The sequence below is a fragment of the Mesorhizobium sp. P2_B11 genome (assembly GCF_056404855.1).
On sequence record NZ_JBFUDF010000007.1, the window covers coordinates 53,895 to 71,527 of the forward strand.

Here is a 17,633-nt window from a genome sequence, read left to right on the forward strand (position 1 = left end):
GGCAGTAGGGATTAGGCAGTAGGGAATAGGGGAAGGCCCCTTGCGGCCCACCGCCAACGACTGACACCCTCCTACTGCCTACTGCCTACTGCCTACTGCCTACTGCCTACTGCCTAACCCCTCGAGGTCTCCCCATGCCTTCCCACTTCCTCGGCATCGACGTCGGCACTGGCAGCGCCAGGGCAGGGGTGTTCGATAGCACGGGCACGATGCTTGCCTCGGCCAAGCGAGACATAGCGCTTTTCCTCGAACCGGGTGAAATCGCCGAACAGTCGAGCGAGGACATCTGGCGCGCGGTGTGCGCCGCCGTGCGCGAGGCGGTGACGAAGTCGGGACTGGCCGGGCGCGACATTGCCGGCATCGGCTTCGACGCCACCTGTTCGCTGGTTGTGGTCGGCAAGGGCGGCGCACCACTGGCTGTCGGCGGCTCGGGCGACAGTGAGCGCAACATCATCGTCTGGATGGACCACCGCGCGCTCGACCAGGCGCAGCGCATCAATGCCGGCAAGCATGCCGTGCTCGACTATGTCGGCGGCACGATTTCACCGGAGATGGAAACGCCGAAGTTGTTGTGGCTGCGCGAGAACCTGCCCGCCACCTTCGATGCGGCCGAGCATTTCTTTGACCTGACCGACTATCTGACCTGGCGCTCGACCGGCAGCCTGGCGCGTTCGATCTGCACGCTCACCTGCAAATGGACCTATCTCGGCCATGAGCGACGCTGGGACGACGCCTATTTTCGCGCTATTGGCCTCGGCGTTCTCGCCGATGAAGGCTTTGCCCGCATCGGCACCGAGGTCGTCGAGGGCGGCACCGCGCTGGCGCAGGGCCTGACCGAAGCGGCGGCGGCCGATCTCGGCCTGCTGCCGGGAACGCCGGTCGCCGCCGGCCTGATCGATGCCCATGCCGGCGGCGTCGGCACGGTCGGTGGGCAGGGCTCCGTCGGCACGCTGCAATCGCGCATGGCCTATGTCTTCGGCACCTCGGCCTGCACCATGGCCAGCACTAGCGAACCGGCCTTCGTGCCGGGCGTCTGGGGGCCCTATTTCTCCTCGATGGTGCCGGGCCTGTGGCTCAACGAAGGCGGCCAGTCGGCGGCAGGTGCGGCGCTCGATCATCTCGTCGCTTTCCATCCGGCCTCGGCCGAAGCATCCGCAAATGCGAAGGCGGACGGTCTCGGCCTGACCGCATGGCTCGGGCGACAGGCGGCAACGAAATCCACCGACCTGTCTGCGCTGGCGCGCCTTGCCGAAGGCCTGCAGGTCGTCCCGGAATTCCTCGGCAACCGCTCGCCCTTCGCCGACCCGGAATCCAAGGCGCTGATTGCCGGGCTCGGCATGGATACGTCCCTCGACAGCCTGGTCGCGCTGTACGTCGCCGGCCTGCTGGGCATCGGCTATGGCGTGCGCCAGATCGTGGCGGCCATGGCCAACAAGGGCATCGCCATCGACACCATCGTCGTCAGCGGCGGTGCGGCGCAAAGCGACCTGGTGCGTCAGGTTCTGGCTGACACGACAGGCTTGACCGTGGCCGGATCGACATCGCCCGAACCGGTGCTGCTCGGCTCCGCCATACTGGCTGCGGTGGCCGCTGGAACCTATCCGGATGTGATTGCGGCAATGACCGGCATGTCGCGCATCGGCGACATCTATCGCCCGGCCGGCGGTGATCTCGTGCCCTGGCACGACAAGCGCTTCGCCGCTTTCGAACTGCTACAGCAGGCGGGACGTGCCATCCGCGAGTGACCAGGGGCGCGGCCGGCGGTCGAGGCTCAATGTGTCTGCGCCGCACCCGCCAGCTGATCGGCATCGGTGAGCGTCTGCAGGAACGCGACGATGTCGTCGATCTCGGGATCGGTCAACGCCGGCTTGCCGCCGGGTTTTCTGCCAAAGGGCGGATCCTGGTTGAGATTGCCCCAGTAAGCCCTTGGCAGATCATCATTTTGCCGGACCGTGCCGTCGGCATCCCTCGGGTACCAGCGGCCGGGATCGGTATCGCGGCTGGCATAGAAGGCGACCGCCTCGCGCAGCGTGTGGAAATAGCCATTGTGGAAGAAGCTCTTCTTCAGCGCCACGTTGCGCAGCGTCGGCGTGCGGAACAGGCCGCAATACTCCGCCCGGCCCTTGAGGTCGGTCCTGAGCGGACCGCACAGGCCGAGGTCGAAATAGGCGGGGTCGGCATTGGCCGGGATGACCGGGTTGCGCGGCACGCCGATGCCGAGGAAGCCGAAATCGGTGAATTGCGGCGGCTCGCCGTCATTGGCCGGTTCGCTGAGGTGGCAGCTGGCGCAATTGCCCTTGGTCTCGTCCTCGAACAGCGCGCGCCCATGTAGCTCCTGTGCGGTCAGCGTCGCCTTGCCGGCCAGGAAGGCGTCGTAGCGGCTGGAGTAGGGGTAGAAGTCGGCTGCACTCTGCTCGAACGTGCCGAGCGCCTCGACGGTGGCGTCGAAAGCATCGCCCGGACGGTCGAAGACTTTGTCCCCGAATACCGACTTGAACTCGTCGGCATAGGCCGCCTTGCGCAAGGCAGCGGCAACCGCGTCGCCATCCTTGTTGGCCATTTCGAACGGCGACAGCAGCGGTATGCGCGCCTGGTCGCTGCCATGATCGGCGCGGCCGTCCCAGGTCAGGCCGCCGGTGGCGCCATTGTCGACGCTTTCATCGCCCTCATCCTCGGAATCGTAGAAATGCTCGCTGAAGGCCGGTACCGCCTGGAGATAGCGCAGCGACGGCACTGCGCGCAGCCCGGGCTGGCGCATGTCGGGTCCACCCATCTCGACCGGTCCGGCCGATGCCGGGCCAAAAGCATGATGCGGATCATGGCAGGACGAGCAGGCCTGCAGTCCTGACGCCGACAGCGATGGATCGAAGAACATCTTGCGGCCGAGCGCGGTCAGCGCCGCGGCCCTGGCATAGGCATCGCTGCGCGACATCGGCCCGGGATGGACGCCGTCGGCCGTGTTTGCCGGTGTGAGCACAGCAAGACCGAGCAGCAATGCCGCGCCGATTGCGATCGCCCGCTTTGTCCAGTGTCGCGTCATGTCGTTCGGTCCGGTTTTGTCAGGACTTAAAACTGCACTGCTACCGATTGATGACCGCTCTGCCTGCTCACGCAACCGTGTTCGAGACAACAGAAAACGTCACAAAGGTGACAAGGCGGCGGTCCTAATTTGGCGCGCCGCGCGAAAAGGCCCGCCTTGCCGTGCTGCTCCTCCAGCCATCGGTCCAAGCCACGAGGTTTTCCATCATGACGAGGCTCAAGCTCCTCACTTCCCTGTATCTAGCCGGCTCAGCCCTTGCCCCTCTTGCCGCGGCAGGCGCCGTTCACGCCGCGCCCGCCGGCTATGACAAGATCGATACGGTGGTCGTCATCTATGCCGAGAACCGCAGCTTCGATAACCTCTATGGCGGCTTTCCCGGCGCCAACGGCCTGTCGAATGTGACGGCCGGCCAGGCGCGCCAGCTCGACCGTGACGGCCAGCCGCTGACAGAACTCCCGCCGGCCTGGGGTGGACTGACCGGCAAGGGTGTCACGCCGGCGGTGACGGAAGCCCAGACCGCGCATCTCGCCAATGCCGTCTTCGCCATCGACGATCCCAAGGGTTTTAACGAGAATACTGGGGTCATCACCCATGATCTCTGGCACCGCTTCTACCAGGAGCAGATGCAGATCGACGGCGGCAAGAACGACAAATTCGTCGCCTGGGCCGATTCCGGCGGCCTCGTCATGGGCCACTATGACGGCTCGGTGCTGCCGATGTGGGCGGTCGGCAAGAAATACGTGCTCGCCGACAATTTCTTCCAGGGCGCCTTCGGCGGCTCTTTCCTCAACCATTTCATGCTCGCCTGCGCCTGCGTGCCGGTCTATCCCAATGCCGACACCAGCCCGGTGAAAGGCCAGATCGCGGTCGTCGACGCCGACGGCAAGACACTCAAGATCGCCGACAATTCGCCGCCTTCGGCGCTCGGCGGCGTGCCGAAATTTGTCAGTGACGGCGCCATCACGCCCGATTTCTACGCCGTCAACACCATGCAGCCGCCCTATCAGCCGAGCAACAACAAGCCGGTGGCAGGCGGTGACCAGGCACTGGCTGATCCGGCTCAGCCGACCACGCTGCCGCCGCAGCACGACATCACCATCGGCGACCTGCTGTCGCTGAAGGGCGTCAGCTGGGCCTGGTATAGCGGTGCCTGGCAGGCCACGCTCGACGGCAAGAATGCGACCCCGGTGCCCAACTTCCAGTTCCACCACCAGCCCTTCAACTATTTCGCCGCTTACGCGCCGGGCACCGCCGCGCGTGCAGAACATCTCAGGGATGGCGGCCTTGGCGGCAGCGAGTTCATCAAGGTGATCGACGACGGCAAGCTGCCTGCCGTCTCCTTCTACAAGCCGCAAGGCAACCTCAACGAGCACAGCGGCTATGCCGACGTCACCTCAGGCGACCAGCATCTGGCCGACCTCGTCTCCCATCTCGAGAAAAGCCCGCAATGGCCGCATATGCTGGTCGTCGTCACCTATGACGAGAATGGCGGCTTCTGGGATCATGTCGCGCCGCCCAAGGCGGACCGCTGGGGCCCGGGCAACCGCATCCCGGCCTTCATCATCTCGCCCTACGCAAGGATGGGCATGGTCGATCACACGCAATACGACACCACGTCGATCCTGCGCTTCATCACCGCGCGCTACGATCTGCCGGTGCTGCCCGGCATCGTCGCCCGCGACAAGGCGCTGCGCAACAACGACCAGCCGCCGATGGGCGATATGAGCGCGGCGCTCGATCTCAGCCGGTAGAGCAATTCCAGGAAAAGTGTGAAGCGGTTTTCCGTCCGGAATTGCGTCAAACGAGATAGGCCGAAAACGAACCTGTTCTTTCACACCGTCCAGAAATAGCGGACGATGTGGAAGAACACCGGGGCGGCGAAGACCAGGCTGTCGGCGCGGTCCATCATGCCGCCATGGCCTTCGATCAAATGGCCCCAGTCCTTGACGCCCTGGTCGCGCTTGATGGCCGACGCGACCAGGCCGCCGAGAAATCCCATCAGGCAGGCGATGAAGGCAACGCCTGCCGCCGCCAGCGGCGAGAACGGCGTCAGGAACGACAGCAGCGCACCGAGCAGGCTCGACGCCACCAGCCCGCCGACCAGCCCTTCCCAGGTCTTTGACGGCGAGACGGAGGGCGACAGAAGATGCCGGCCGAACAGCTTGCCGAAAATGTATTGCAGCACGTCGCTGCCTTGCACGGTGATGATCAGGAAGGCGATGAGCAGAAGATTGCGGCCTTCGAAGCCGGGCACGTTGAGCGTCAGCAGCGCCGGCACGTGGCTGACGCAGTAGACCGAAATCATCACTGCCCATTGTTGCGCAGACACGCGCTCGAGAAAACGTTCGGTGTCGCCGTTGAGCGCGGTGATCGCCGGCATTAAGAGGAAGCAGTAGACCGGGATGAAGATGGTAAAGAGCCCGTACCAGGCAGTCCACACCAGCCAGTACTGGTAGGGGATGATGATGCCGAACATGCCGAGCAGCACCCAGTGATCGCTGCGCCGGCTGTGGGTCAGCGTCACGAATTCGCGCAGCGCCGCAAACGAGATCAGCGCAAACAGGATGGTCATGCCGGTGCGGCCGAAGAAGAAGGCGACCGTGATCGCCACCACCATCACCCACCAGGCGTTAATGCGCTGGTTGAGATTGACGAGCGTCGACGGCAGCGGCTTCGCCGCCCGCCACGACAGGATGCCGGCAACAATGCTGGCCGTGGTCAGTACCGCGACCAGGCCGACCAACAGGATGACGGTTTCATGCATCGGCGGCAGTGTCATGCGCAGTCTCTGGTCATGATCGAATCTTTTCCTGAGGCATGATCTTTTCCAAAAACCGGTACCCACTTTTTGGGATCATGCTCTAGTCGTCCCGATCGGGGCGCGGGTCGAGCGACAGCAGCGTCTGGCGCGCGCGTTCGAGGAAGGCGCGGCGTTCCTCGCCTGGCGCGATCGCCACCGGCGGACCGAAGACGACGCGGCACAGGAGCGGCACAGGGAGGAATTGGCCCTTGGGCAGCACGCGCGACATGTTCTCGATCCAGCACGGGATGAGTTCGACGTCGGGCCGAGCCATCGACAGATTGTAGAGGCCGGAGCGGAACGGCAACAAATCCGCCTCCGTCGTGTTGCGGGTGCCCTCGGGAAACAGGATCAGCGAATGTCCCTGGTCGAGCACCGACAGCATGATCGAGATCGGGTGTTGCGTTTCGTCTGTCCACTGCCGGTGGATGAGCACGGAAGACAGCATGTCCTCGGCGATGAAGCGGCGCAGCCGCGACTTCCCCCAATATTCGGCCGCCGCGATCGCATGCGTGCGGGCGCGTACCTTTTCGCTGAGGCAGGCCGACAACAGGATGAAGTCGCCATGGCTGGCATGGTTGGCGAAGTAGATGCGCTGGCGCTCCGACGGCTGGCTGCCGTTCCAGATTGGCCGCACGCCGGTTACCACCCAGGCCGCCGCCGACAGGCCGACCGAGGTCACCGTCTGCAGCAAGGTGAAAGTGTTGGCGCGAAGGTGAAGCTTGGTCATGGTTCAACAAACGCCGCGACAAGGGATGCCGCCGCAAACATGGCGAGCGCCAGGCGCTGTCTGGTCAGCAGGCGACGCGTGCCTGCCATGCGATGATCGAGCGAGCGGCCGCCGGCAGCGGTGGGTTTCAGGCGCATGCGCGCCAGCACATCGTCGACGACCGCGCCAGCGGCGGCCTCGGTGGCGTGGCTGGCCATCAGCCGGAACAGCAGCGCGTCGAACAAAAGCAAGACCGAAAGAGCCAGCGTGGCTACGGCACTCGCCGCCGCGACCAACCAGGCCGCCGCCGACAGCGCTGTCGTCTGCGGGGCGGCCGCCAGCCCGATGACCGGTGCTGCCATAACGCCTGCCACCACCAGCAGGATCGGCCACACCGCCTGCACTATCAGCCCGGCGGCGAACGCCTCGGCCTTCTCGGGAAAATTCTCACCGTTCATGCCGGCCCACTCAATTCGTCCGCCGCGCCATGAAGGTGCACAGGCCGACCCGATGCAGCGAGCTTATTGCGCGCCTGTGCGGCTGTGTGCGAGCGCCCGGTCACCACCAGCCAGTCGGCGACGATGGCCGCACTGCGCTGGAAGCCAAGCGCGCAGCAGACCAGCACGGTGCCGCGCCGGCGCGCCAGCTCGATCGCCGCCACCGCCCGCTCCAGCCTGTCATGCGGCGGCTCCAGGAGGTCGAGCATGGCATAGCTGAGCCAGCGGCAGGTCACGCCACCAGGCCGTTCCAGCTCGCCGGCAAGGTCGATCACGGTGCCGAAACGGTTGGCCTCCACTGCGCTCGGAAACCTGCCGAAGAAAACACCATCGGTGATCTCGGCCTGCGGCGCCAGCTCACGGGTCCATGCCCAGACATTGACTTTTGCTCCGAGCCGGTAGGGCAGGAGGAGAATCCGGCTGGCCAGCGAGACAGTGCCATCGGCCGCCTTCTGGAACACTTTGGCGCCGGCTCCGGCATAGGCGAAGGCAACGATGGCCAGCGCCAGCGCCGGCCACAGCAGGACGAGAAAATCGGCGGAGACAAATGCGCCCGCAGCCGCGGCGGCCAGGGCAAGGGCGGCACCGAGCGCATAATATCCCGCCAGCCGCCGCGCCTTCGGATCGGCGGTCAGCCGAAAACCCCAGAACGGCAATTCGCCCTTGGCCGGAAACAGCCACAGCGCAAACAGGCCGAGCAGCGCGCCGGTCGGAATGTCGATGAAATGATGCTGCCAGGTCGTCAGCACCGAGGCGCCGATGAGAAAGCACCAGACATGCCAGACAGGCCTGAGCACGCTTCCCAGACGGTGGTGTATCAGGGCATGGCGCCAATGGTCCCAGATGATCACCAGAAGCGCGATGTGCAGCGATGGCGCCTGGTTGAACGGTTTGTCGAAACCGCCGAGCACCGCAAACAGGAAGCCCGGCAAGCCGGTGGTTTCCGGCCGCACGAACGTCGCCGTCAGCGGAAACGCGATGAAGCAGGTGACGGCAACAACCTGCGCCGTCAGATAGCGGCCGGCGAGGCGGTCGACCACGCGCCTGGTGGTGTTGAGCAGCAGCGACAGGCCATAGAACAGGTTGATCGACCAGTAGGGCACGATCGTCCAGGCGACGAACGGGATGGCGTGTTCCCAGGCATAGACGATGCTGCCGACATGATCGCGCCGCGACGCCAGCCAGTTGGCGAAGCCATAGGTCGAGTAGAAGAACGGCGCCAGCAGAGCCAGCCAGAGGGCGGCCCGCAGCAAGATGCCAAAATAGGGCTCCCGCGCCGGGGCAGGGGCAGGGTCAGTGACAGCCAGGACCATGGCCTCAGACGCGCCTTGCGACTGAAACGGTGAAGATGCCCCATTGGTCGATGCGCTGGTCGATCTTCTCGAAACCGGCCGCTGTCACCAGCTGGTCCATCTCGCCCTGCGTGCGCCGCCGCATCACCCAGGCCTGGCCGCCGCGATGCGAGGTCAGGCTGCGCGCAATCATTTCCAACTGCGGATGCCAGGGCTGGTTGGTGTAGACGAGCAGGCTGCCGGGCTGCATGGCGCTGGCCAGCCCACCGAGCGAGCGCGAAATCATCGTATTGTCGGCGAACAATTCGTAGAGGCCGGAGACGATGGCGAGGTCCGGCGCCGGCTTTTGCCTGGCCAGCATGTCGGCATCGAAGGCGTCGGCCTTGTGGAAGGTGACGCTGGTCGGCAGATGCCGCTCGGCGATCAGTTTCGAGCCGAGCCCGACATTGAGTTCGGAATAGTCCTGCAGCCGCACGCTCGCCGGCGCCTCGGCGCATTTGGCAACGGCATCGAGCACATAGCGGCCATGGCCGGCGGCGATGTCGAGCATGTGCACGGGCCGGCCGGCTGCCTTCAGGCTGGCGACAGCGTTGCCGATCAGCTCTTCCAGATGCAGCTTGCGCTGGCGGATGCCGCGCCAGCCGATGGCGTCGAGGAAGGTGCGGTCGATCATGCGGCCGATAAAGCCGGTGCCGCGCGCCTCATTCTCGTAGACATAGTCGAGCGTCGAGCCGGAATCGAAGCCGGTGGCAATGCCCGTCTTCATGCCCGAGGACAACCAGGCGCCCATGCGGATCGAGGCGCGGCTCATCGCCCAGTAAAGGCCTTTTGCCGACAGCAGCGCCAAGGGCGAGGCGAGCTTGTCGGCTTCGTCGCGTGTGTAGCCGGCGTGATCGGCCTGAAGCAGGTCGATTTTCTTTTCCGGCGCGGCGAACTGCTTTTCGAGGAACGGCCGGATCAAGTCGAGCGCCTGCTTGCGGTCGCGTTCGCCCAGCGTGTCGTGGAAGAAGCCGGGCAGCACATGCCGCTTCTTGGTGCTGCTGCCGAGGTTGACGAAGAACTCGTGCTGCGGCCCATGGCGCACCACCCAGTCGCTGCCCGAGATCAACAGTTGGGTCGGCACGGTGATGGCGCGGGCGTCGGAAACGATGCGGGCGGCGTGGTCGTAGAGTTCGACCAGGATGTTGGAAGCGATCGGCCGCGTGATCAGCGGATCGGCGTCGAAGGAGGCGATGCGCTCGGCATCATGCGTCAGGAACTTCGCCTTGACGTAGGAATTGACGAAGAAGCGGCCCTTGAGCTTCTGCCACAGCGCAATGCCCTCCTTGGCGAAGGGCACGTAGAGCTTTACCGAAAAGGCCGGCGAAGCGACCACCAGTGCGCGGATGTCGGGCGCATAATCATGCACCCAGGCGGCGGCAAGCACCGCGCCGAAAGATTGCGCGATCAGCGCGACATCGCGCTGGCCAAAACCATCCCTGCCGATCTCGCGCACCAGGCAATCGATGTCGCGCACCAGGGAAGCAAAGGACGGAGCATACCCGCGCTCGCCGGCCGAGCGGCCATTGCCGCGCGCGTCCCAGGCGTAGAAAGCATGGTCGGGCATGGCCAGTTCGTCGACCAGATGCGCCATGCGGCCGCCATGCTCGTGGCCGCGATGGAACAGAAGGATCGCGCCTTTGGGCGTCTGCCCGACGGCCGGCCAGTAGCGGTAAAAAATCTCGGTGCCGTCATGGCTCTTGAAGGTGCGCTCCTGCGCGATGCGCTCAAGGCTTGCCGGTGCTGCGGCGGTGACGGTCTGGTGGATCATGGTTCCCCTCTGGCGGCCGGGCTGCTGACGCTTGGGCATCAGGCGTCGCCCGCTCTAAGGCCGCTGCGTATCCGGTTGATGGCGGTTACGAGAGACAGTGTAGCCATGACCGGAAACACAAAGGGCGTGATCGCCTCGACCCATAGGCCGCAGGCGATCAGGAAGCCGATGACGCCGAGCACCATTGCCCGGTCGCTCTTGCCGAACGGCCCGACATAATTGCGCCCGCTGCCGGCAGCGACGCCGAGCACGCCGGCGAACTCGACAAGCATGGCGGCGATGGCGAAAGCGACGACGCCCCAGGCCGAAAACAAGGTGGCAAAGGCGAGGATCAGCGCCAGGTCGGAGACGACGTCGCAGAGCTCGTTGAGATACATGCCGAGTTTCGACGCCTGCGCATGTTCCCTGGCCAGCATCCCGTCGATGGCGTTGAGCGCCATGCGCACGAACAGCACCACAGGCATCAACAGGAAAATCGCACGATGGTCGGCAAAGACGGCAACCACCAGGCCGGTGGCGAGGGACAGCGCGGCGGCGAGAAGCGTGATCTGGTTGGCGGTGACGCCGGCATCGGCCAGCCGGTCGGTGAGCGGCCGCAACCTGGCCTGAAAGGCCGGTTTCAGTGCATAGAGCGTAGGCATATGCGATCCCCCCGACCGCGGCTCATGACAGTGTCGGCGAGATTGGTCAATCGGCGGGCAAGACGCAAGGGGCGTTCTGCCACGCATAGCCGGCAAAAAGAATGGCGGGCCGAACCGCTATTCGCAGCTGCCACCGGCGTTGACAAGCAGCCCGCCGTTCCGCTTCATCCCGCCATGACCTACGACCGTTCCTGGCTTGAAGCAGCCGTCCGCGCAAAATCCCGGGCGAAGCTGCTCTTCTTCTGGGGCCACCAGCCGTCGAAGGACAGCCGCATCACCACGTCCTGCCTCAGCCAGTGGTGGCCGGCGCCGTTCAGCGTCGGTGGACTGACCTATCCGACGGCCGAGCACTGGATGATGGCCGGCAAGGCGCGCCTGTTCGGCGATGATCAGGTAGCAACGCAGATCCTCGGCGCAGGCAGCCCCAGGCAGGCCAAACAGCTTGGACGCCAGGTCAGCGGCTTCGACACGGCGCGGTGGGATGCGGAGAAATACCGCATCGTCACCGAGGGGAGCTTTGAGAAATTCCGCCAGCACAAGGCGCTCGGCGCGTTTCTGCTGTCGACCGGCGATCAGGTTCTGGTCGAGGCGAGCCCGGTCGACCGGATCTGGGGTATCGGCCTTGCCGCCGATGACGAGCGTGCCGCAAACCCGCTGCTGTGGCGTGGCGAAAATCTGCTCGGCTTCGCGCTGATGGAGGCACGCGACCGGCTGCGCAAGTTGGGGTAGGGCAGGTTCAGTCGGCGTCGCCGGCCGAACCTTTGCCGCACTGCGCCAGCACCTTGCCGATGGCCGCACTCGACTTCGTCAGCGGAAAGCTGTTTTCGCCATATTTGTCGGCCGAAACCGTGACGTCGCCCTTGCCCCGCAGCAAAGCGAGCAGCGGGTCGGTCGGGCCTGACAATTCCAGTGTGAAGTAATTGTACATCTCCTCGAGCTGAAGCGTCTTCGTTATGCTCTTGTCGGCGGTCTTGAAGGTGAAGGAAGCGCTGTTGCCCGGCTCCAGCTGCTGGCCCGCGGCGCCGAGATCGTAGCTCAGCACCGGCTTTTCGAAACAGACCAGCATCAGATGTGCATCGGCCTTCGGCCCGCCGCACACCGAGGCCGTCAGCACGCTGCCGCCTTCGTCCTCTTCCATCTTGGCGGACCAGCCGCAGGAGGCCGCATGGGCCGGGAGCGCAGTCAGAAGCGAGGCGCCCATCGAGCCCGCCATGATGAGTTTCGCCAGTTTGCTTTTCATGATTTCCCCCCGTTGAGATATCGCAGGATCATACAGGGCAATCGAAGCCCTGGCAGCAGGGAGATTGGCGAAAGCGGCAGTGACGGGCAATCTCCCCCCTTGTGGGGGAGATGTCCGGCAGGACAGAGGGGGGCGCTGTCCCGCCAACGTATCAGCCATTCATAGTTGAATACGCTTGTAAGTTTTCGTGTGTTCTTCAAGGTTCCCCGAGAGGTGGCGTTCCTTCGCGCCCCCTCTGCCTTGCCAGGCATCTCCCCCACAAGGGGGGAGATCGGCAGCTTCAGCGCCGGTGCCGTCGCAAAATCGCCGCTCTTGCAGGAAATTCTACCAGCAGTTGCTGCCTGGCATGAGGGAGAGTCATGATGAGATTTTCGATCATGGTGGGCCTTGTTCTCGCAAGCTCCATGGCACGGGCGGGCGACAACCTCCCCTATTCGCCCTCCGCTGATGTCCCCGACTATGTCGCGACAATGACGGTCCAGCCATTGGTAGGACCGGCCGCAGCCCATACCAGGATCGTCACGCATCATGGCGGCTGGGTCCGTGTCGAGGAAATGCAAGCCACAACCTATGGAAATCCGGCAAAGCAGATATCGGTCACTTTCGGAGGGGATTCGCAGACAGGCTATTCGCCTGTTTCGATAAGTCGTGAGACATCGACATCCTATGAGAGGATTCGCGGGGTAATCGAAACCGGACAGACCGAGACGCACGGTGGCGAGCCATGCGACGTGCGGGAGGTCCAGCGGCGCGATCCAGACAAGCCAGAAAACGGGCTGAAATGGCTAAGTTGCGTGACAGAGGATGGTATTGAAATTGCCACCAAGGTGTTCGCGAACGGTTCGCCGTTTCGCCAGACGACGCTTGTCAAACTCGAACGCCGGCCTGTGTCTGCCGAGGAGGTCGCGCTGCCTGCCAAGCTGCTCGACGTCGCCCAATGGCTGCACTTCGACGACCAGCCGGCTGCGGCTGCCGTCAAGCGGTCGCCGGATTTCGCCTTGCGCATGCAATGGAAAGGTGCGGTCAGGGTCATGCGGCGGCACGATCCGTGGATCTACGATGAAACATCCTATCCGGATGGGCGGAGATACCTAAGCATCCGCAACGCTCGGACGGGGCAGGAACTGTCCTTCAGGGCCGCCAAGGGCGGCGCGTTCGAGAATCTCTTCCTGTGCCAGAAATGTCGGCCACGAGATATGCTGTCTATTCTCCTTGGCCGCGACGTCATCCCCGAGAGCATCGGTCGCACGGACAGTGTCCTCGGCGAGGCATGCGAGTGGTTCGACATGGCGCCGCGCACGTATGATGTCAACCATTCGCGATGTCTGACGCTGGACAAGATCCCGTTGGAAATCGGCATTGGTGGGGCGTGGGCGCCGCGTGAGGAGTTTGTGGCCGATGAGATCCAGCGTCGGGACCTCACGCCCGAGGAGATACTTCCACCCGGTGATGTGCTGACACGATCGAACTGGGACATTCCCTGATAGGCCGGGAGATTAGCGAAAGCGGCAGCGGCGGCTAATCTCCCTCCTTGCGGGGGAGATGCCCGGCAGGGCAGAGGGGGGCGCGAAGGAATGCGACGTTTGCGATCGTCTATTTCCAGCCGGAAACCAGGCTAGGCGAGCCGGTGCGATCAACTGAGACGCTGGCGGGACAGCACCCCCCTCTGGCCTGCCGGCCATCTCCCCCGCAAGGGGGGAGATTACGCGCACCCGCTGCTGCCTAAATCAACTTCTCCAGCGTGATCGGCAAATCCCTGATCCTTTTGCCCGTGGCATGGAACACCGCATTGGCGATCGCCGGCGCGATGCCCACGATCGCCAGCTCACCCACCCCCTTGCCGCCAAGCACCGAAGAGTGCAGGTCGGGAATGCCGACCGAGATCACTTCGATGTCGGGGATGTCGGCATTGGTCGGCACCAGATAGTCGGCGAGGTTGTTGTTGACGATGCGGCCGTGCCTGCGGTCGACGATGCCTTCTTCGAGCAGCGCCTGGCCGATGCCCATGATGATGCCGCCCTTCCACTGGCTTTCGGCAAGTTTCGGGTTGTAGAGCCGGCCGGAATCCAGCGCCGACACCACGCGCGACACGCGCACCGTGCCGAAATCCTCGTCGACCCGCACCTCGATGAAATGCGCGCACCAGGAGTGACGCGAATAGTCGCCCTCGGTGTGCGGGATCGACGTGGCGATGGTGGTGTAGTTCTTGTAGCGATCCTCGGCGCTCGAGTTGGCCGGCATGGTGTCGCCGGTGGCCTCGATGCGGTCACGGCCGACACTTGCCAAAAGGTCAGCGATTGAAACGTCGGGACCATCGCCGCGCGGCGAGGCGATGCGGCCATTGGCGACCACCAGCGTGTTGGCTTGCAGCGCGTGGAAGGGCGAACGCGGATCGTTGATCGCCAGGCCGACCAGCTGGTCGAGCGCCGATGTCGCTGCCTTGTAGACGGCGCCCGTCATGACGCCGGCCAACCGCGACCCGCCGGCGACGCCGGCGCGGGCATATCGGGAATCGCCGAGTTTGACCACGACGTCGTCGGCCGCCACACCGACCGTCTCGGCCGCCGTCTGCGCCAGGATCGTGTAGGTGCCCTGGCCCATGTCGATCGAGGAGCTTTCGACCTCGACCGAACCGTCGGCGAGGATACGCACGACAGCCTCGCCATAGGCCCGCCGCACCGGATAGGTGCCGGCGGCGACGCCCCAGCCGATCAGCTGGTTGCCGTCACGCATCGAGCGTGGTTTGGGCGTGCGCCTGGCCCAGCCGAAGCGCTCCGCGCCGGCGGCAAAAGCTTCGCGCAACTGGCGGGTCGACCAGGCTTTTTTCGCCTCGGGATCCTGTTCGGCATAGTTGATCAGCCGTATCTCCAGCGGATCGATGCCGAGTTCATGGGCGAGCTCGTCGATGGCGCTTTCGATGCCAAAGGCGCTCGGGTTTTCGCCGGGCGCCCGCTTGGCGCCGGGCACCACCGTGTTCACCCGCACAACATTCTGCTTCGAGGAGAAGTTGGGCGTGGCGTACATGATCGAGGTGACCGAAGCCAGCGGCTCGACCCACATGCCGTCGACCGCGGTCTCGTTGACGCCGCGATGCACGATCGACTGGATCTTGCCGTCGCGGCCGGCGCCGATCGTCACCGTCTGGCGGGTCGCGGCACGGCCGCCATAGGAGGTGAAGTTCTGCGGCCTTGTCAGCACCAGCTTGACCGGCCGTCCGAGCATTTTCGCCGAGGCCGCCGCCACCGCGCTGTGGGCGAGCGCCAGCGCTTTCGAGCCGAAGCCGCCGCCAATATAGGGCGAGACCAGCCGGACATTCTCGAACGGCACCCCGAACCATTCGGCATAGGTGCGCGCCATGCCGTCCAGCCACTGGCTGGGCTCCCAAATGGTGAGCTCTTCGCCCTGCCAGCGCGCGATCAGCCCATGCGGCTCCATCGCCGCCTGGTATTCGCGCTGCGTGTTGTAGGCGGCGCAGATGCGCACCGGTGCCGCGGCGAACGCCGCTTCGGCGTCGCCCCATTCCTTGGTCATGGCAGCGATCGGGATGCCGTCGCCGGCCTTGGGATCGCTGAGGTCGACGATCGCCGGCGTCTCGTCATAGCTGACCTCGACAAGGGCCGCCGCGGCGACCGCCTGCTCGAAGGTCTCGGCCACGACGGCAGCTATATGCTGGCCGGAATAGGTGACCGTGCGAGCGAGCGGTGCGTATGTCTTCTGCGTCGGCGGATTGCCCAGCCAGTCCGACGCGCCCTTGATCTCCATGATGGTGTCGGGCGTCAGCACCAGAAGCACGCCAGGCGCGGTCTCCGCCGCCCGTGTGTCGATGGCGGTGACCTTGCCGGCGGCGATGGTGGCCCCGACCATCACCGCATGCGCCAGCCCGTCGAGCTGCTGCTCGAAGGCGTATTTGGCAGCACCCGTGATCTTGGCCGGGCCATCGACGCGCGACAGCCGTCCGCCGACAGCGCCGTCGGAGGCGTCGCCCCTTCTTGTATTGGCGTGTTTCATGTTGTGAACGGTCATGCCGTCTCTCCCAGTTTGAGGATGGCGCGTGCGACCACCCGCGGCGCGAGCTCGATCTTGTAGTGGTTGGCGCCATGGTCGACAGCGCCTTCCATGGCGAGCCCGCTCGCCTTGCGCACGGTGTCTTCGTCCAGCACCTTGCCTTTCAGCGCCTCTTCCACGGCGCGCGCCCGCCACGGTTTTGTGGCGACGCCGCCGAGCGCGACGCGCAGGTCGCGGATGGTGCGGCCATCGGCTTCCAGCTCCAGCCCGACCGCGGCGCTTGCGGCGGCGAACTCGTAGGACTGGCGGTCACGCACCTTGAGATAGGTCGAGCGCCGCGCGGCGGCCGAGCCGGGGATCTCGATCGCGGTGATCATCTCGCCGGCGCGGATGTCATGCTCGCGCTCAGGCGTGTCGCCCGGCAGCAGGAAGAAATCGTCGACCTTGACCACGCGCTGGCCGAGATGGACCGTCGCATCGAAGGCGACGAGTGCGGTGGCCAGGTCGCCCGGATACATCGCGATGCAGGTCTCGCTGGTGCCGAGCACGGCGTGGCCCCGCGTCACGCCGCCGATCGCCGAGCAGCCGCTGCCGGGCTCACGCTTGTTGCAGGCGGAAAAGTTCGAGGGGTCGCGGAAATAAGGACAGCGCGTGCGCTGCATCAGATTGCCGCCGACGGTCGCCATGTTGCGCAGCTGCGCCGAGGCGGCCTGCCACAGCGCTTCCGAGACGGCGGGAAAATGGCTCTTGATCCCGGCATGGTCGGCGACATGGCTCATTTTCGCCAGCGCGCCGAGCGTGGCGCGGCTTGCATCGACGCTGATTGTGTCCAGCCCCTTGAGGTGGGTGATGTCGACCACGGTGTCAGGCTGGGCGACGCCGCATTTGGCGAGGTCAACCAGCGTCGTGCCGCCGGCAAGCAGCATGGCGCCGGGAAGCGCCGCCGCCTTGCGCGCGGCTTCGATGCTGTCGGCGCGAACGTAGGAAAAGTCCCTCATGATGCCACCTCCAGGGCCGCCTGGCGCACGGCGGCGACGATGTTCGGATAGGCGCCGCAGCGGCACAGATTGCCGGCCATGTATTCGCGGATTTCCTCGTCGGAACCGGCATGGCCCTCGCGGATGCAGGCCACCGCCGACATGATCTGTCCCGGCGTGCAATAACCGCACTGGAAGGCGTCCTGGTCGAGGAAAGCGGCCTGGACGGCACTGAGCGTGCCGTCGGCTCCGGCGAGCCCCTCGATGGTGGTAATCTTGCGGCCTTCGACCTGCGCGGCAAGGGTCAGGCAGGCAAGCACGCGCTCGCCGTCGACATGCACGGTGCAGGCACCGCACTGGCCGTGGTCGCAGCCCTTCTTGGTGCCGGTCAGATCGAGGCGATCACGCAGCGCGTCGAGCAGCGTGACGCGCGGCTCGACGTTGAGTGCATGGTCGCGGCCGTTGATGGTGAGGTGGATGGTGGTCTTACTGGTCATGGGCGTCTGGCTCCAGTTGCTTGACGCGAGGGGGATGAAATGGGGCTTGGGAGGCGAGGGGCAAGGGCGGAGGTGCGCCTGATCTCCCCCCTCGTGGGGGAGATGCCCGGCAGGGCAGAGGGGGG

15 protein-coding genes are annotated in these 17,633 nt (G+C 65.1%); 4 read left to right on the forward strand and 11 right to left on the reverse strand.

Annotation, left to right across the window (positions count from 1 at the left end):
* The first annotated feature begins 134 nt into the window (after positions 1–134).
* Entirely contained in the window at positions 135–1,745 is a 1,611-nt protein-coding gene (locus AC1DYJ_RS23120; protein WP_477281873.1) for an FGGY-family carbohydrate kinase, read from the forward strand.
* Between the two features lie 26 nt (positions 1,746–1,771).
* On the opposite strand, the gene AC1DYJ_RS23125 is transcribed toward AC1DYJ_RS23120, so the two are convergent.
* Positions 1,772–3,040 (reverse strand): cytochrome-c peroxidase, encoded by a 1,269-nt coding sequence (locus AC1DYJ_RS23125; protein ID WP_477281875.1) that lies wholly within the window; start codon positions 3,038–3,040, stop codon positions 1,772–1,774.
* A gap of 206 nt (positions 3,041–3,246) precedes the next feature.
* Between AC1DYJ_RS23125 and AC1DYJ_RS23130 the strand changes: the two genes are divergently transcribed.
* Positions 3,247–4,791, forward strand: coding sequence for an acid phosphatase (locus tag AC1DYJ_RS23130; RefSeq protein WP_477281877.1), 1,545 nt, complete (start codon positions 3,247–3,249; stop codon positions 4,789–4,791).
* An 80-nt stretch (positions 4,792–4,871) separates the two neighbouring features.
* Here the strand turns inward: AC1DYJ_RS23130 and AC1DYJ_RS23135 are convergent, their stop codons facing one another.
* From AC1DYJ_RS23135 to AC1DYJ_RS23160, 6 genes are all read right to left on the reverse strand, one after another.
* Positions 4,872–5,804 (reverse strand): phosphatidate cytidylyltransferase, encoded by a 933-nt coding sequence (locus tag AC1DYJ_RS23135; protein ID WP_477282612.1) that lies wholly within the window; start codon positions 5,802–5,804, stop codon positions 4,872–4,874.
* Between the two features lie 97 nt (positions 5,805–5,901).
* Complete coding sequence (locus AC1DYJ_RS23140) at positions 5,902–6,570, reverse strand: lysophospholipid acyltransferase family protein (RefSeq protein WP_477281879.1); 669 nt, start codon at positions 6,568–6,570, stop codon at positions 5,902–5,904.
* A complete protein-coding gene (locus tag AC1DYJ_RS23145) occupies positions 6,567–7,007 on the reverse strand; it encodes a hypothetical protein (RefSeq protein WP_477281881.1) in 441 nt (146 codons plus the stop codon). The genes AC1DYJ_RS23140 and AC1DYJ_RS23145 overlap by 4 nt, the downstream gene beginning before the upstream one ends.
* Entirely contained in the window at positions 7,004–8,359 is a 1,356-nt protein-coding gene (locus AC1DYJ_RS23150) for a phosphatase PAP2/dual specificity phosphatase family protein (RefSeq protein WP_477281883.1), read from the reverse strand. Before AC1DYJ_RS23150 ends, AC1DYJ_RS23145 begins: the two co-directional genes overlap by 4 nt.
* Positions 8,360–8,363: 4 nt before the next feature.
* A complete protein-coding gene (locus tag AC1DYJ_RS23155; RefSeq protein ID WP_477282614.1) occupies positions 8,364–10,145 on the reverse strand; it encodes a bifunctional alpha/beta hydrolase/class I SAM-dependent methyltransferase in 1,782 nt (593 codons plus the stop codon).
* A 41-nt stretch (positions 10,146–10,186) separates the two neighbouring features.
* Positions 10,187–10,789 (reverse strand): CDP-alcohol phosphatidyltransferase family protein, encoded by a 603-nt coding sequence (locus tag AC1DYJ_RS23160; RefSeq protein WP_477281885.1) that lies wholly within the window; start codon positions 10,787–10,789, stop codon positions 10,187–10,189.
* Positions 10,790–10,963: 174 nt separating this feature from the next.
* Between AC1DYJ_RS23160 and AC1DYJ_RS23165 the strand changes: the two genes are divergently transcribed.
* Positions 10,964–11,518 carry an NADAR family protein gene (locus tag AC1DYJ_RS23165; RefSeq protein WP_477281887.1) on the forward strand — a complete coding sequence of 185 codons (555 nt, stop codon included), beginning with the start codon at positions 10,964–10,966 and terminating at the stop codon, positions 11,516–11,518.
* Positions 11,519–11,525: 7 nt separating this feature from the next.
* On the opposite strand, the gene AC1DYJ_RS23170 is transcribed toward AC1DYJ_RS23165, so the two are convergent.
* Positions 11,526–12,029: a hypothetical protein gene (locus AC1DYJ_RS23170; protein ID WP_477281889.1), complete on the reverse strand. Its 504-nt coding sequence runs from the start codon at positions 12,027–12,029 to the stop codon at positions 11,526–11,528.
* A 362-nt stretch (positions 12,030–12,391) separates the two neighbouring features.
* On the opposite strand from AC1DYJ_RS23170, the gene AC1DYJ_RS23175 reads away from it, so the two are divergent.
* Positions 12,392–13,513, forward strand: a complete 1,122-nt coding sequence (locus AC1DYJ_RS23175; protein ID WP_477281891.1) for a hypothetical protein — start codon at positions 12,392–12,394, stop codon at positions 13,511–13,513.
* Between the two features lie 238 nt (positions 13,514–13,751).
* Here the strand turns inward: AC1DYJ_RS23175 and AC1DYJ_RS23180 are convergent, their stop codons facing one another.
* From AC1DYJ_RS23180 to AC1DYJ_RS23190, 3 genes are read right to left on the reverse strand one after another with little or no spacing between them, the layout of a single operon-like run.
* Complete coding sequence (locus AC1DYJ_RS23180; protein WP_477281893.1) at positions 13,752–16,052, reverse strand: xanthine dehydrogenase family protein molybdopterin-binding subunit; 2,301 nt, start codon at positions 16,050–16,052, stop codon at positions 13,752–13,754.
* Positions 16,049–17,032 carry an FAD binding domain-containing protein gene (locus tag AC1DYJ_RS23185; RefSeq protein WP_477281895.1) on the reverse strand — a complete coding sequence of 328 codons (984 nt, stop codon included), beginning with the start codon at positions 17,030–17,032 and terminating at the stop codon, positions 16,049–16,051. The genes AC1DYJ_RS23180 and AC1DYJ_RS23185 overlap by 4 nt, the downstream gene beginning before the upstream one ends.
* Positions 17,029–17,508: a (2Fe-2S)-binding protein gene (locus AC1DYJ_RS23190; protein ID WP_477281897.1), complete on the reverse strand. Its 480-nt coding sequence runs from the start codon at positions 17,506–17,508 to the stop codon at positions 17,029–17,031. The genes AC1DYJ_RS23185 and AC1DYJ_RS23190 overlap by 4 nt, the downstream gene beginning before the upstream one ends.
* Between the last annotated feature and the right edge of the window lie 125 nt (positions 17,509–17,633).